This is a genomic window from Brevibacterium permense (genome assembly GCF_013280495.1).
GTDB lineage: Bacteria > Actinomycetota > Actinomycetes > Actinomycetales > Brevibacteriaceae > Brevibacterium > Brevibacterium permense.
Genome location: NZ_JABSSX010000004.1, coordinates 85060 through 99715 on the forward strand (window position 1 = coordinate 85060; position 14656 = coordinate 99715).

Consider the following 14656-nt stretch of genomic DNA (forward strand, 5'->3'; position numbering starts at 1 on the left):
CTCCGGCGACCGAGACCGTCGCGCCTCCAGCCCAGCCCAGACTGCGTACCCGTCCGTCCAACACCTCGGACGAAATCCGCAGAGACCCCGTTGTCTTCGCCCTGGTCAGCGCCGAGGATGAGGATCATGAACGCAACGAAGCAGCTGCTGACCGGGGTTCGGGTCGCCGATTTCTCCCGAGTCCTCGCCGGTCCCTACGCCACGGTGATGCTCGCCGACCAGGGCGCCGAGGTCATCAAGATCGAGATGCCCGGCCACGGAGACGATTCCCGACATCTCGGACCCTTCACAGATTCCGGGTCGACTTACTTCACCGGACTCAACCGCGGCAAGCGATCGGTCGAGGCCGATCTCAAGGACCCGGAAGACCACGCTCGTCTGCTCGACCTCATCAAGACCTGCGATGTCGTCGTCGAGAACTTCCGTCCCGGAGTCGCCGCGAAGCTCGGCCTGTCCTATGAGGGCATCAAGGCCGTGAAGCCCGATATCGTCTACGCGTCGATCTCCGGCTTCGGGCAGCACGGCAGCCAGGCGGGACGTCCCGCCTATGACACGGTCATCCAGGCCCTGAGCGGCCTCATGGCCTCGACCGGCTTCCCCGACAGCTCCCCCACCCGAGTCGGAGAATCCATCGCCGACGTCTCCGCCGGAGTCTTCGCCGCCTTCGGCATCTCGTCGGCGCTCTTCCACCGGCAGACGACCGGCGAAGGCGCCCATATCGACATCCCGATGCTCGACGTCATGCTCGCCATGCAGCCGACGAACGCCTCCATCCACTCCGCCGGATCCGCTCCCACCCGGGTCGGCAACCGCCACCCCGTCTCGGCACCGTTCGACACCTACCGCGCCGCCGACGGACTCCTCGTCATCGCTGTGGCCAACGACCGCCTCTTCGGCACCCTGGCCGCCACCCTCGGCAAGCCGGGGCTGGCCACGGATCCGCGCTTCACCACCGATGCTCAGCGCTCGGACAACGATGAGGCCCTGCGCATCGAGATCGAAGATTTCACCGCCGGGCGCACCGTGACCGAGCTGTGCGAGATCTTCGATGCCGCCGGAATCCCGAACTCCCCCGTTCTCGACTTTGCCGAGGCGGTCACCGGCCCCATCGGCGCGGACCGTGGCCTGACCGCCACCGATCCCCGGTCCGGGCACGCCTTCCTCGGCCACCCGCTCCTCGTCGATGGCACCCGCCCCTCGTCCGCGCTTCCGGCGCCCCGCCTCGGCGAGCACAATGCAGACTTCGCCACACCCACCGACGCACCCTGACCTGACCGGCTGGCGCCAACCTCGCCGAGGCGGCGCGGACGAAGCCGTCGGACCCAACGGATTCGACGGACTCGGCCGAACCGACCGAGTCGGCGAACTGAGCCGCTGGCCGAAGGATTCGGCTCCTCGCGCGGACGCCTCCCTCCACGCACATCCTCTTCACCTCACGATCACCCCACCTCCAAGGAGCACTCATGGCCTTCGACATCACCGCCGACGAACAGGAACTCGTCGACGCCGTCGCCCAGATCAGCAAGGACGTCCTCGCCCCGCAGGCGGCGGCCGCCGACGCGAACGAACGCGTCTCGGATGAGACGTTGAAGACCCTCGCCGAGGTGGGGGTCATGGGGCTCAACCTGCCCGAGGAATTCGGCGGACCCGGAGTCGGATCGGTAGCGATGAGCCAGATGGTCGCCGCCATCACCGAGGCGTGCGCGTCCACAGCGTCGATCGTCACCGCGCAGTTCCTCGCCACCGATTCGATCCTCCTCGGCGGCACCGATGCCCAGCGCGAAGGGTGGCTGCCGCGGGCCGCTGCCGGCGAGGTCATCGGAGCTTTCGGACTCACCGAGCCGGGTGCCGGTTCGAACCCGGCGGAGATGTCGACGAAGGCCACACGGGTCGACGGCGGTTGGCATCTCAAGGGCACGAAGTGCTTCATCACCAACGCCGGCTTCGCGGACTTCATCATCGTCTACGCGAAGACCGACGTCGATGCCGGCCACAAGGGAATCAGCGCCTTCATCGTCGACACCGCGGCCGCCTCGGCGGGGTTGGATTTCAATCCCCCGGAGAAGACGATGGGACTGCGCGGCAGCCCGGTCTACGAGTTCGTCATCGACACGGTCGTGCCCGAGGATGCCCTCCTCGGGGACGCAGGCGAGGGCTTCACCACAGCCATGCGGGTGCTCGACCGGGGTCGCATCGAGGTCGCGGCGATGAGCCTGGGAATCGGCAAGGCCGCCCTCGACGCCGCCGTGGCGTGGGCGGGTGAGCGCAAGATCAGCGGGAAACCGCTGGGCCGCCTGCAGGGCATCGCATTCAAGCTCGCGGACATGTACACGAAGTACCGGTCGGCGTGGCTGCTGACGATGGACGCCGCCGAACAGCGCGATTCAGGGGTCGACTTCACCCGTTCCTCGGCCACAGCGAAACTCGCCGCCTCCGAAGCGGCCGCGTACATCGCCGATGAAGCCCTGCAGATCCACGGCGGCTACGGCTTCACCCGGGGCTTTCCGCTCGAACGCTACGTTCGCGATGCGAGGATCTATCGCATCTACGAAGGATCGTCGGAGATCCAGCGGACGATCATTGCCCGCTCTCTGTCCTGACGAGGCGGCTGAAACAAGCCGGAGAATCGAGCGAAACAGAACAGAAATCCGTCCGAGATTACGATCGAAGCGGGGCTGAGGGGCGAGTCATTCGCCGTTGAGTCCCGCTATTCATTTCACCCCGCAGATGATCCGAAATATCGGACAGAATGTGTGATTCAGGTCTCGTCGGTCGCCTCCTCTGGGTGTTGACTGAATCTGATTTATCACTCAAAGGAGGCAATCTTGGCTAGTACGACCAATTCGGGGATCGAGAAGCGATCCATCGAGATGGTGCCTGACGCCGAGCGTCACGGAACGCCACGTTCCCAGTTCACCCTGTGGTTCGGCGCCAACACTCAGATCACCGCGATCGTCGACGGGGCCTTGGCCGTCGTCTTCGGCGCCGACGCACTCTGGGCGATCATCGGCCTGCTCATCGGCAACATCATCGGCGGAATCGTCATGGCGCTGCACTCGGCGCAGGGTCCGCAGCTGGGACTGCCGCAGATGATCTCCTCACGTGCCCAGTTCGGCATCATCGGTGCGATCATCCCGCTCGTGCTCGTCGTGCTCATGTACATCGGCTTCGCCTCGACCGGCGCGGTCCTGTCCGGTCAAGCCGTCAACCTCATCATCGGCGTGCAGACTCCGTGGATCGGCATCGTCATCTTCGGCGCGCTCACCGCCCTGGTGGCCCTGCTGGGATACAAGTACATCCATGTGCTCGGTCGGATCTCCTCGGTGACGGGCCTGCTCGGGTTCCTCTTCATCACCTACTGCGTGATCACGCAGGTCGACGTTCCCGGACTGATCTCGGGTTCGTCGTTCGCCTTCCCCGCCTTCCTCTCCGCGATCGCCCTGTCCGTGGGCTGGCAGCTGACCTACGGCCCCTACGTCGCCGACTATTCGCGGTACCTGCCGCGGTCGACCTCGTCGTCGAAGACCTTCTGGTTCACCTTCGGCGGATCGGTCATCGGATCGCAGTGGTCGATGACCCTCGGAGCACTCATCGGTGCCGCCGCCATGACGGAGTCCGGCAACGAATTCGTCGAGAACCAGGTCGCCTACGTCGGGGACATCGTCGGCGGCGGCGTCTTCGCGCTCCTCATCTTCGTCGTCATCCTGCTGGGCAAGCTCACCGTCAACACGCTCAACGCCTACGGTGCGTTCATGTGCACGCTGACGATCCTCACCTCCTTCGGCAACAAGGCGACCATCCGCCGCTGGACGCGCGCGGTCTTCGTCATCGGCATCGTCACCCTCACCGTGCTCGTGGCGCTGCTGGCCTCGGCGGACTTCCTCGCGAACTTCAAGAACTTCGTCCTCGCGCTGCTCATGGTCTTCACGCCATGGTCGGTCATCAACCTCACCGACTACTACCTGATCTCGAAGGACCGCTTCGACATCCCCGCCTTCTACGACCGGGCCGGCCGCTACGGCGCATGGAACTGGCGTGCACTGCTCGCCTACGGCGTCGGCGTGATCATCCAGATCCCGTTCCTCGCGCAGTCGTTCTACACCGGCCCGCTGGTCGCGAAGCTCGGCGGCGCGGACATCTCGTGGCTCGTGGGCATCGTCGTCACCTTCGTCCTCTACTTCGTGCTCATCCGCAACCACGGAGTCGCCCCGAAGGAGACGATCTACCCCAGCCTCGAGGAACTCGAGCGCAAGTGAGCCCCACCCCCGCCGAGGCGGCCCCGCCCATTCCGGGCAGCTGACCTCGGCGGGGTGGTTCCGCTCCCCCAACGGCCGTCGGCCGGCAGCGTGCTTCGCTGCCGACCGGCGGCCGTTGTCGTGTCTCCTGCGGGTGGATCCATCTCGAAACGTGTGCTGATATCAAGGTGGATCCACCCGCAGGGTTCACCGAACCACCGACGCCAGACGCTCGGCAACAGACCCAATCTGCCACTTAACTACCACTCAGTTCTACTATCAAGTAATGTGTGTGGTGCCCGTCACAATCAGGACGTCCAACGGTGAACACTCTGGCCGACGGCACCCCGTCACCACACCGACCTCACCGTCACCACACTGACCTCACCGTCACGGTGCATTCCACCGCGATCTGCACCGGCACTACTGTCCCGCACCTTCTCAATGCCGAGAGACAAGGCAGAACAGGACCACCGCCTATGAGCACGCCAACCACAGCACTGCCGACCACCTCCTCACACGGGCCTCGTCGTCGCCTCCAGGCCCTGAGCGCCGCAGCCGTCGTCGGCCTCGCACTCACGTTGTGCACGACCACCGCTCCGGCCCAGGCCACCGAACTCGTTCCGCAGACCGATGCCGAAGCCGAACAGTTCCTCGACGACCGTGCGGCAGAGGATCCGAGCACGCTCGATCGTGAATCCGTCCCCGAGGGCATCAGCGTCGAGCAGGCGAAGAAAGCCGTCGCGAAGACCGACGAGCTCACGCCCGCCGACGTCGAATACGCAGCCGCGCAGGAAGACCTGCCGGCATCAGGAGTCCCCGGAGACTTCTATGAGACCCCGGACTCGCTGCCGAGCGAGGACGGAACAGTGCTCAAGCAGGCCGACTCGGAGTTCTACCTCGACCCGGTGAAACTCATCAAGCATGATGCGAAGTCGACGGTCTTCATGTACAAGACCACTGATGAGAAGGGCCAGGCCCGAGCCGCGACCGCCACCCTGCTCACTCCGAACGGCGCGAGCGGCCATGCCGACGATGCCGTCGTCATCTCGCCGGGCACTCAGGGCGTCGCCGACAAGTGCGCTCCCAGCCGTCAGCTGGGCATGGGAACCGAGTACGAGGGGATCTCCGTCGCCTCGGCCCTGGCCGCGAAGCATCCTGTCGTCGTCGTCGACTACATGGGCCTCGGCACCGAGGGCACTCACCACTTCGTCAATCGCGTCGAAGAGGGCCGGTCGGTCCTCGATGCGGCACGTGCCGTCCAGCAGGTCGAGGGCAGCGAGATCGATGAGGACACCAAGCTCCAGCTGCGCGGCTACTCGCAGGGCGGTCATGCTACGACGGCTGCCCTGGAACTTCAGAAGGAGTGGGCACCCGAGCTCAACATCGCCTCGGCTTCGGCCGGCGCAGTGCCGGTCGATCTGCACAAGACCGTGTCCGGGCTCTCGAGCGTCTACACGGCATTCGCGCTCTACGGTGTCGTCGGGTTCGCCGAGCAGGCCGACATCGATACAAGCGACTTCCTCAACGAGAAGGGGCAGAAGATGGTGGCCGAAACAGCGGACAAGTGCACCGTCGAAGCCCTGCTCTCGACAGCCTTCACGAATGGGAAGTCGCTGACGAAGGACGGCGAGTCATTCACCGACATCATCGACGAGCACTTCACGGACATCGTTGACCGGCAGCGGCTGGGCAAGGCCGCGGTGCCGGATGTTCCGCTGCTGGTCAACCACAGCCGCCTCGACGACGTCATCTCGTTCGATCAGGGCAAGGAACTCGCGTCGACGTGGTGCCGAGCCGGCCACAAGGTGGCATTCGAGGACAATCTCGGGCCCACGCATCTCGGCGGATACGTCGCCGCGCTGCCGCGCATCGAGACCTTCACCACCCGCACCTTCGCCGGCAAGGCTCCGCTCGACAGCTGCTGGAGGCTGTGACCTCCCACCTCACCGAGGCGGCCCACCCAGTTGAGGATTCCGTCCTCACCGAGGCGGCCCACCCCGGTTGAGGAGCCCATACGCCAGAGGCGGTCCACCCTGAACGGGGTGGGCCGCCTCGGCGATATTCACGGGGTTGGGCTGTGCCGGTGACGGTCACATGACGTAGGAGAGGATCATCGAGACGAGGGTCGCGACGACGACGGAGTTGAAGGCGAAGGCGACGATGACGTTCGTGCGCACCAATCGCCAGGCTTTCCGCGACACCGCTCGGCCGGGGAGCGCGGCCGTCATCGTCGATGACAGCACGGAGAAGGTCAGGTAGTCGCCGAACTCACGTGGGCCGTCCATCTCGAATTCGAGTTGCCGGTCCCCCGGGCTGCCGCCGCCGCTGAGGTCGAGACGCATGAACTCGAGTGCGAACGAATACACGAGCACCGCCCACGAGGCGATGACGTTCGCGATGCCGAGCCCCGCCGAGATACCGACGCTGGCGCTCGAGCCAGAGGTGACGAGGAAGATGTTGAAGATGAATGCGAGGTAGGCGGCCATGGTCGCCCAGGACACTGCTCCGCCCATCCCGAACCACCGCGACCACCATCGTCGGCGGTTCGCCACTGACCAGCGGGAATGGACGATGAGCTCGGTTTCGTCGAGGTCTCTCAGTCCCGCGTGGGTCCACAGCAGATAGGTCAGCGCGAAGAGCGGCCAGAAGACGAGGAAGAGATTGATGACCTCGTGCGGCAGGGCCAGCGATGCAGCCATGCTCGGGCCAGAACCCAGCGGGTCGAAGTCGAATCCGAACACGAGGATGCCGCTGACGATGAGCGCAGGGACTCCCGCGATATTTGCGCGCGAGTCGTCGGAGAAAGTGAGCATCTGACTACGCGTGGGGCTCATCGGCCCGGCTCCGGTTCGTTCGACGCGGCGGCTGTTCGAGTTCAGCCTGGTCGAGGGTGAGCACGACTCGTCCGACCTCCGAAGCGGACCGGTGGCACCTAGTCAGACCAGGCATCCCCGAATCAATCGAACTGATCCTCAAGTCACACCGGCCAAGGGTCTAGTCAGACCAGCCGCGAGGCGAAGGGTCTAGTCAGACCAGCCGCGAGGCGAAGGCGAGCAGGTCGCGGTCGCTGCCGGGGCGACCGACCAGCTGCACCGCCTGCGGTCCTTCGCCGCCTCCGGTTCCGGGCAGCGGGATCGTCAATGCCGGCCAGCCGAGCACGTTGAATGGCATCGAATAGCGCATGAACTTCGCCGCCGTGCCGGAGTCGATCTCATCCCAGCCGACCACGGGTCCGTCGATGGCCGGAGTGAGCAGGAAATCGGTGCCGCCGAAGACCACGAGAGACCGTTCCCGCAGTTCGGCGAGCGCGTCCAGCTGCGTCCGGTATTCGGCCAGCTCGAGGCCCCGTCCCGCCTCGACCTTCGTGGCCACGCCCGGCTGGTAGTCCGCGGCACGTTCTGCGAAGAGGTCTTTGTGGACCTCGAAAGCCTCATAGAGGCGGACGTAATCGTAGATCGGTGCGAGGTCGTCGAGGAGTTCGTCCAGGGCAGGCCCATTCGCCGAGGTGATCGTGAGGTCCGGGACCGATTTGAGCAGGTTCCGCGCTCGGTCATCGTCATCCGCGAAGAGGCTCACATCGATGGTGTGTGCACTGTCAGCTCGGTCATCACCCGAACCGGCCCCCGCGATCACATTGAAAGCCGTGGTCAGCACGCCGAGGTCGGAGGCGAAGAGTCCGACGGTGTCGAAGCTCTGCGAGAGCGGGAAGACTCCGTCGACGGGCACGACGCCGAAGGTCGGTTTGAACCCGAGCACGCCTTGGCAGGCCGCCGGCACGCGCACGGACCCGGCCGTGTCGGTGCCCAGAGCCAACGGCACCACCCCGGCGGCAACGAGTGCGGCCGATCCGGAGCTCGACCCGGCGGTGCACAGTGCCGCATCGACAGGATTGACGACGCGGCCGAAGGCCGACTCGTCGCCGAGGATTCCGTAGGAGTACTCCTGGCAGTTCGTCTTCGCGACCGGGATCGCGCCCGCCGCTTCGAGTCGGTCGACGACCGGCGCCGAGTTAGCAGCCGGGGCATCGCTGCGCACATTCGATCCCATCGTCGTCGGGTAGCCGACGAGGTCGATGACGTCCTTGATGGCGAAGGGAATCCCTTCCAATCGCCGAGGCGGCTGACCGGAATCCCGGCGGCCGATCGATTCCGCGGTGAGGGCATTTGCGCGGTCGACGGTCATCGCTGTGACGGCGTTGAACTGCGTTCCGACTCGCTCCACCTCGGCGAGGGTGTGCTCATCCATCCGATGAGCCTATCTGAACCGTCGGCGCCAGTCCGGTCCATGGGCGCAGCGCTTCGATCGCGGCGGCGACGTCGAAGGCAGTTCCGTCGTCGAAGGGGTGAGCGACGACCTGGACGCCGGTGGGGATGCCGCAGTCGGCCATGCCGGAGGGAACGTTGACGATCGGCACGCGGTTGCAGATGTTGAACGGCATCGTCATGTGCGCCTGCCAATAGTGGTCGAGTCGGACGACGTCCCTTCCGCTGTTATCGGACGCACCGTCTGCCCCGGATGCGCCCTCCCCTTCACGTCCGACGCCATCGACGCCGATCGTGATCCCATCGAGGTAGCTGGCTCCGGCTTCCAACCCTGCCACCGCCGAGGTGGGTGCCAAGAGCACATCGAACCCGTCCATTGCTGACGCCAGCTCCGCCTGGATCTGTGCTTCCATGGCGAGTCCGTCGTAGAAGGAGCGGCGGCCGGCGACCGCCTCGACGTCGGCCATGAACCGCAGCGTGTATTCGGCCAAGGTGTCCTCGTGGCCGCGGGTGGCGGCGCGTATGGCGGGGGCGAGGAGATTCCCGAAGTGGGTGAACGCGGTCTCGAAGATCCGCTCGGCCGTCCACGGCAGTTCGACCTCCTCGACGATCGCTCCTGCCGATTCCAGCGCCGAGGCGACCGCGCGGGTGTTCGCTTCGATGTCCTTCCCGACGGGGAAGTCCCCCAATCGCACGCACAGCGCGACCCTGCGCCCGCGGAGTCGGTCGGCTGCCTCGGCGGGGTCGAAGTCATCGAGGAACCCGGGCGAGGAGATGGTCGCATGATCGCTCGGATCGACCCCGACCATGACCTTGGCGAGCAGGGCGGCGTCGGCGACGGTGCGCGCCATCGGCCCATCCCCGCGGTACCAGTCCGCGGCCAGCGGCTGGGCGCCGGGGATCCGGCCGTAGGGGGCTTTGTACCCGACGGTACCGGTGAAGGCGGCGGGCAGCCGCGTGGATCCGGCGATGTCCGAGGCGGTGGCCAGGGGCGCGAACCCGGCTGCCAGCGCAGCACCGGACCCGCCGGAGGACCCGCCCGGTGAGAGGTCCGGGTTCCACGGATTGCGGGTCACGCCCCACATCGGCGAGTGCGTGATCGTCGCGCAGCTGAACTCCGGAGAGGTCGCTCGGGCGTGGACGAATCCGCCGGCGGCGCGGATGCGGGCGAGGATCGCGGCGTCATGGTCGGCGACGGTGTCGCGTTCGTGCAGCAGCCCTTGAGTGAGGCCGCGGCCGGCGAGCGCGTGCTTCTCCTTGGCGATCACGGGAAGTCCGAGCAATGGCCGGGCGGCGGCCGCCTCGGCGAGGTCATCGCTGGTGGCGTTCGCGTAGAAGTCCTCGGCTTCCCGCGCCGAGGTGACCGCCTCCTCGACGACTTCGGTGACCGCGTTGATGCGCTCATCTTCGGCGGTGATGCGGCCGATGAAGGAGGTCAGGTAGTCGACTGGGGACAGATCCTTGGACCGGAAGGCGGCGAGCGCCTCGGTGGCGGACAGGGTCCAGGGTTCGGTGGTCGGATTGGTGGTCCTGGCGTCGGCGCCGGGAGGGGTGGCAGTCATGGGATCACCTCGGTGTGAGTTCGACGGGAGGTCGCCTCTCTCACCGTAGCGCGCATCCGCTGCCTCACGCTCTGCCGACCACATTTAGTGCAATACATCAAGGACGCGAACAGACGCCAAGAACGCGGAGTGAAGCTCACGCGTACGCAATGTGGTGCACGAGGAATAAAACGTGGCCCACTGTGCAGACCCAACCCTCACCCAGGCGACCCTCCCCTGGCTAGGTAGTCCAACCTTTCAATCGACATCGATCTCGCGTCAGTGCCGACGAGTAGATTCGACTTCAAATCCACTTCTCGAGCATCTTGCTCCACAAAATCTGATGATGCTATCGGACACGCCACTGCTAATCGAATTATTTTCGAAGTTTCTATTGTTTTCTTTATCCCGACCGCCTACAATTGAGCTAAGAGACCTTCAATGACGAACGGAACTCAACAGCGATGACCTTCACCCCCGACCGCAAGCGACGCAAGTCAGGAAAGCGCGACCGCCGCGCTGCCGCTGACTCGCGCGGTGGGGCGAGCAGAAGACCGCCGACGAACACCACACCGGCAGATCTCGTGGGCACCACTTCTCAGAATGTCCACGCTCCCGAAGACACCGCGCCAGCACAACCCGAGGAAACATCGGACCCCGCAACACTGGCCGAACAGCTCAAGGCGGCCGGGCTCGACCTCAGCGGCCACCACTTCGCCGAGGTGTTCGAGGCCCTTGACCCAGTTTCGACCGACGATGACGCAGCGGTTGACAATGCGCCGATAGCCGACGACGAACAAATGGACGAAGACACGTCGGCTCTCGATGCCGGACAACCAAGCAAAACCGTCACGACCGCCAGCAGAGATAATTCGAGAGATACCGCCGATCCGGCGAAATCCACAAGGCTCGGTCCGAACGCCAAGACTGACTCGGCCGCACATGCAGACCCGACCTCATTGTTCGAAACAAACGAGCAGATCAGCTCAACCACGCAGCCCGCCTCCGCTGATCCTGCCAGCCCGGCCAACACAAGCGACTCTGTCGCCGCTCAGCCTGAGGCTGGAACTGATTCTCAACGAACAACCTCGCTGCACCCGATCCTCACCGACGCCGCCTGGAACGACCTGGCTGCGAGCGCTCCCGAAATCACCGACTCGATCGCCTCCCTGACCGAACTGGTCGGAGGTCTTCGTGCATTCGACCGGCCGATGGGACCGAACGAGGCCCTGCAGGTCATCGATGGGGCCGAGGCGCTGCGTCGACTCAGTGAATCTCTGTCCACCCTGGCACTGGCCGTCTACGAACGCGTCGGCACGCCTAAGGACAGTGGTGCCAAGTCGACCAAGGCGCTCATCCAGGAACGCCTCAACCTCTCAGGGCGAGAAGCGAACCGCCGGGCAAGGTTAGCAGAGAATCTCGGCGGACGAGTCGCACTCGACGGACAACCCCTTGAGCCCGAACACCCGCTCGTCGCCGAGCAGCTCCACCTCGGCACTTTGCCCGCGGAGCACCTCACCGTCATCGAAGACTGCCTCAAGGAACTGCCCGCGTGGGTGGACCACGAGACGAAGTCCCGTGTGGAGACCGACCTCGTGAAGTACGCGAAATCGGTGACTGTGAGCGAGCTCCGCGACATCTTCCGTCGGATGCTCGCTCTCATCGACCCCGACGGTGCCGAGCCGCTCGACCCTAGCGATCGTTCCGCCTACTTCATCACTGCCCGGCCCAAGCGCAATGGAGACTGGAGGCTGGAAGGCGTCCTCGATCCCGTGGCGGGATCCGAACTGCACGGACTGCTGACCTCCAGGATTCAATCTGCGAAAGACAACACATCGACAATCGCAGAACCCACCGACTCCGAGGCGGACGAAGGCGAGCGCGAAGACGCTCCCTCACTCGCCCCAAACGCCGGGCCAGACCAGACTCCCGGTAGTGGCGGCCTCGGCCAGACCTTCGATGAGCAACGGTTCGAACCTCTCGATGCCGTCCTTACCGGAGATCGTTTCGATGCACCTCCATGGGCTGTCATCGAGGCCACCGGAGACAACGAAGCCGAATCCGCGGATCCCACTGTCAACCGTGCCGTTCTTGCCGGTCACGGGGTCCGCGCCAATGGTTCGGCCGTCGATCTCATGAGCGAGCAGCCCAGTGCGAAGGCCTGGATCTACGAACGTTTCGCCACTCTCATTTCGCGCATCAGCATGAAGGAAGCCGCCAAGGGTTCGCCCTACGCCCTGGTCGTCACAGCCAACGCGTCCGACATTGCCAACGGCATCGGCGAAGCCACCACAGGCTCCGGCGACCGCTTCCCGATGGGCGACGTCGCTAGACGCGGCCTCGATGGCACCGTCTTCTTCCACCTGGTGGACGAAAAGGCTCGCACGGTGGAAGTCTGCACGGAACAGCGCTTCGCCAACAAGAAGCAGACCGCAATCGTCACCGCCAGGGATCGCGGATGCGTGTTCCCCGGTTGCGATGCACCGGCGGGGTGGTGCGACGTGAACCATGTTGTGCCGCACGCCCTGGGCGGCAAGACCGACATCAACAACATGTGCCTGCTGTGTTCCTTCCACCACCACCTTATGGACCGCTCCGACTGGGAAGTCTTCATGCTCGGCGACGGACGGCCGGCATGGCGACCGCCCGAAAGCGCCGACCCTGCTCGCGTCCCAATCCTGCACTCACGATTCATCACAGACGACATCATCGACGGCCTCTTCGGAACGTAGCGGCGAATGGCCGTTCAATGGCGCCGCTGTGCCTCCATTCTGAAGTGAGCGCGAGTGGCCTTGTCGCGACTGCCTTCACCCCACCGGACTCGTGGTTACGCTTCACCCCACCGGACTCGTGCTTACGAGCTGGTCAGAGCGCAGGCGGCACAGAGATCGGCCCGAAAACGGTCCTCGCCGGCCAGAGACCAGACGCGGCATAAGGGATTCTCAGACGGGTGCAAATAGACTGGCCCCATGCACCTCGGCCCAATGACTTCCAGCGCTGTCCCGCACGACATCTCGGCGGCAATCCCCAGTCCTCCCATCTCGAGCTTCCAACTCGGACCGCTGACGATCCACTTCTATGCGCTGTGCATCCTGGTGGGCATCATCATCGCCATTGTGCTGACGAACCGCCGCCTGACCAAGCGCGGTGTCGAGGACTGGCAGGTGCTCGACATCGCGACTCTGGCCGTACCGATGGCCATCGTCTTCGCCCGCATCTACCACGTCATCACGCACTACACCGATTACTTCGGCCCCGGCCGCAACCCGTGGAACCCGTTCGAACCCGGCTCGGTATGGGCGATCTGGGAGGGCGGCATCGCGATCTTCGGTTCACTCATCGGCGGCACGCTGGGCGCGTGGATCATGTGCCGCCGCCTCGGCCTCAAACTCACCACTCTGCTCGATGCCCTGGCACCGGGTCTCATCCTCGCTCAGGCCTGCGGGCGCTTCGGCAACTGGTTCAATCAGGAGCTCTTCGGCCTGCCCACCACGTTGCCGTGGGGACTCGAGATCGATCCCGGCAACCCGGCAATCCCACTGGGCACTCCCCCCGGCACCCTCTTCCATCCGACGTTCCTCTACGAGGTCATCTGGAACAGCCTCGGCGCTCTCGTCCTGCTCTACCTCGGCCGCAAGGTCTTCTTCCAGTGGGGACGCCTCTTCGCTGTCTATCTCATGTGGTACGGCGCCGGCCGCATCGTCTGGGAGTCAATCCGCCTCGACCCGAGCTTCGTCATCCTCGGCCTGCGCACCAACGTGTGGGGCGCGATCGGCGCCGTCGCTCTCGGTGTGGCGATCATGCTCATCCAGTGGAAGCGCCACCCCGAGCCCGAAGAATCACCGTTCATCCCCGGCCGCGAACCCGAACCCGCGAAGGACTGACACCCACCCCCGCCGAGGCGACTCCCCGGGTCCGTAGATGCGCACCCTTCCGTGGGCGCATTCGCCGTCGGTTCCACGTTCATCAATCAGAGCCCCATTCACCCGGCAGGGTTATGGTCGCCCAGCAAGCTACTGTCAAGTAACATAGATTGCATGCACTTCTTCCGCATGATCCTGCACCTGCTGAGGTCCCACCGTCGTTCCGCGCGCGACATCTGGGACACCTACTCCCTCCCTATGCGCGTCCACCTGGGCGAGATCGACATATTCATGCATCTCAACAACGGCAAGTACCTCTCCATCATGGACCTGGGACGACTGGACATGATGGTACGCAGCGGAGCATGGCAGGCGATGCGTGAGCGCGGGTGGACCGGCGTCGTCAGCGCCGAGACCATCAGCTTCCGCAAATCACTGAAACTCTGGCAGCGCTACAAACTCGAGACCAAGGTCTGCGGAATCGACGAGCGCACCGTGTTCTTCGAACAGCGCATGGTCGTCAACGGCGAGATCTTCGCCCGAGCCTATGTCGCCACTCGCCTGATCTCCGATGACCGGCCGCTCACCAGGGACGACCTCATCGAGGCCTTCGGGATGCCGGAGAACGAACCCGAACCGCCCGACTGGATCCACGATTGGCGCCGTGACAACGCGCTGCCGAGCACCCGCCGGCCTGCCTGGAGCAGCTGGACATAACAGAGCTGTGGCCTGGACCGAGCTGTGGTCGGCAC

At 65.0% G+C, this 14656-nt stretch carries 10 protein-coding genes; 7 read left to right on the top strand and 3 right to left on the bottom strand.

All coding sequences use genetic code 11. The features are described 5' to 3' along the window. Positions 1–126 precede the first annotated feature (126 nt). The 4 genes from HK353_RS07435 to HK353_RS07450 all read left to right on the top strand — a co-directional run bounded on the left by HK353_RS07435 (position 127) and on the right by HK353_RS07450 (position 6172). On the top strand, positions 127–1269 hold the full coding sequence (locus HK353_RS07435; protein WP_173154665.1) for a CaiB/BaiF CoA transferase family protein: 1143 nt from the start codon (positions 127–129) through the stop codon (positions 1267–1269). A 194-nt stretch (positions 1270–1463) separates the two neighbouring features. Further along, positions 1464–2600 carry an acyl-CoA dehydrogenase family protein gene (locus HK353_RS07440; protein WP_173154668.1) on the top strand — a complete coding sequence of 379 codons (1137 nt, stop codon included), beginning with the start codon at positions 1464–1466 and terminating at the stop codon, positions 2598–2600. Positions 2601–2825: 225 nt separating this feature from the next. Next, positions 2826–4256 (top strand): purine-cytosine permease family protein, encoded by a 1431-nt coding sequence (locus HK353_RS07445; protein WP_217278343.1) that lies wholly within the window; start codon positions 2826–2828, stop codon positions 4254–4256. Positions 4257–4714: 458 nt separating this feature from the next. Then, positions 4715–6172, top strand: coding sequence for a lipase family protein (locus HK353_RS07450; RefSeq protein WP_173154671.1), 1458 nt, complete (start codon positions 4715–4717; stop codon positions 6170–6172). A 156-nt stretch (positions 6173–6328) separates the two neighbouring features. Here HK353_RS07450 and HK353_RS07455 read toward each other — a convergent pair whose 3' ends face one another. The 3 genes from HK353_RS07455 to HK353_RS07465 form a co-directional block, all read right to left on the bottom strand. Then, a complete protein-coding gene (locus HK353_RS07455; protein WP_173154674.1) occupies positions 6329–7051 on the bottom strand; it encodes a DUF1345 domain-containing protein in 723 nt (240 codons plus the stop codon). A gap of 214 nt (positions 7052–7265) precedes the next feature. Then, a complete protein-coding gene (locus HK353_RS07460) occupies positions 7266–8483 on the bottom strand; it encodes an amidase (protein WP_173154676.1) in 1218 nt (405 codons plus the stop codon). Further along, on the bottom strand, positions 8476–10062 hold the full coding sequence (locus HK353_RS07465) for an amidase (RefSeq protein ID WP_173154678.1): 1587 nt from the start codon (positions 10060–10062) through the stop codon (positions 8476–8478). The genes HK353_RS07460 and HK353_RS07465 overlap by 8 nt, the downstream gene beginning before the upstream one ends. 443 nt (positions 10063–10505) lie before the next feature. Between HK353_RS07465 and HK353_RS07470 the strand changes: the two genes are divergently transcribed. From HK353_RS07470 to HK353_RS07480, 3 genes are all read left to right on the top strand, one after another. Continuing rightward, positions 10506–12773: a DUF222 domain-containing protein gene (locus HK353_RS07470; protein ID WP_173154681.1), complete on the top strand. Its 2268-nt coding sequence runs from the start codon at positions 10506–10508 to the stop codon at positions 12771–12773. A 252-nt stretch (positions 12774–13025) separates the two neighbouring features. Continuing rightward, positions 13026–13925, top strand: coding sequence for a prolipoprotein diacylglyceryl transferase (lgt, locus tag HK353_RS07475; RefSeq protein WP_173155223.1), 900 nt, complete (start codon positions 13026–13028; stop codon positions 13923–13925). 153 nt (positions 13926–14078) lie between these two features. Further along, positions 14079–14621 (top strand): acyl-CoA thioesterase, encoded by a 543-nt coding sequence (locus tag HK353_RS07480; protein WP_173154684.1) that lies wholly within the window; start codon positions 14079–14081, stop codon positions 14619–14621. The last annotated feature ends 35 nt before the right edge of the window (positions 14622–14656 follow it).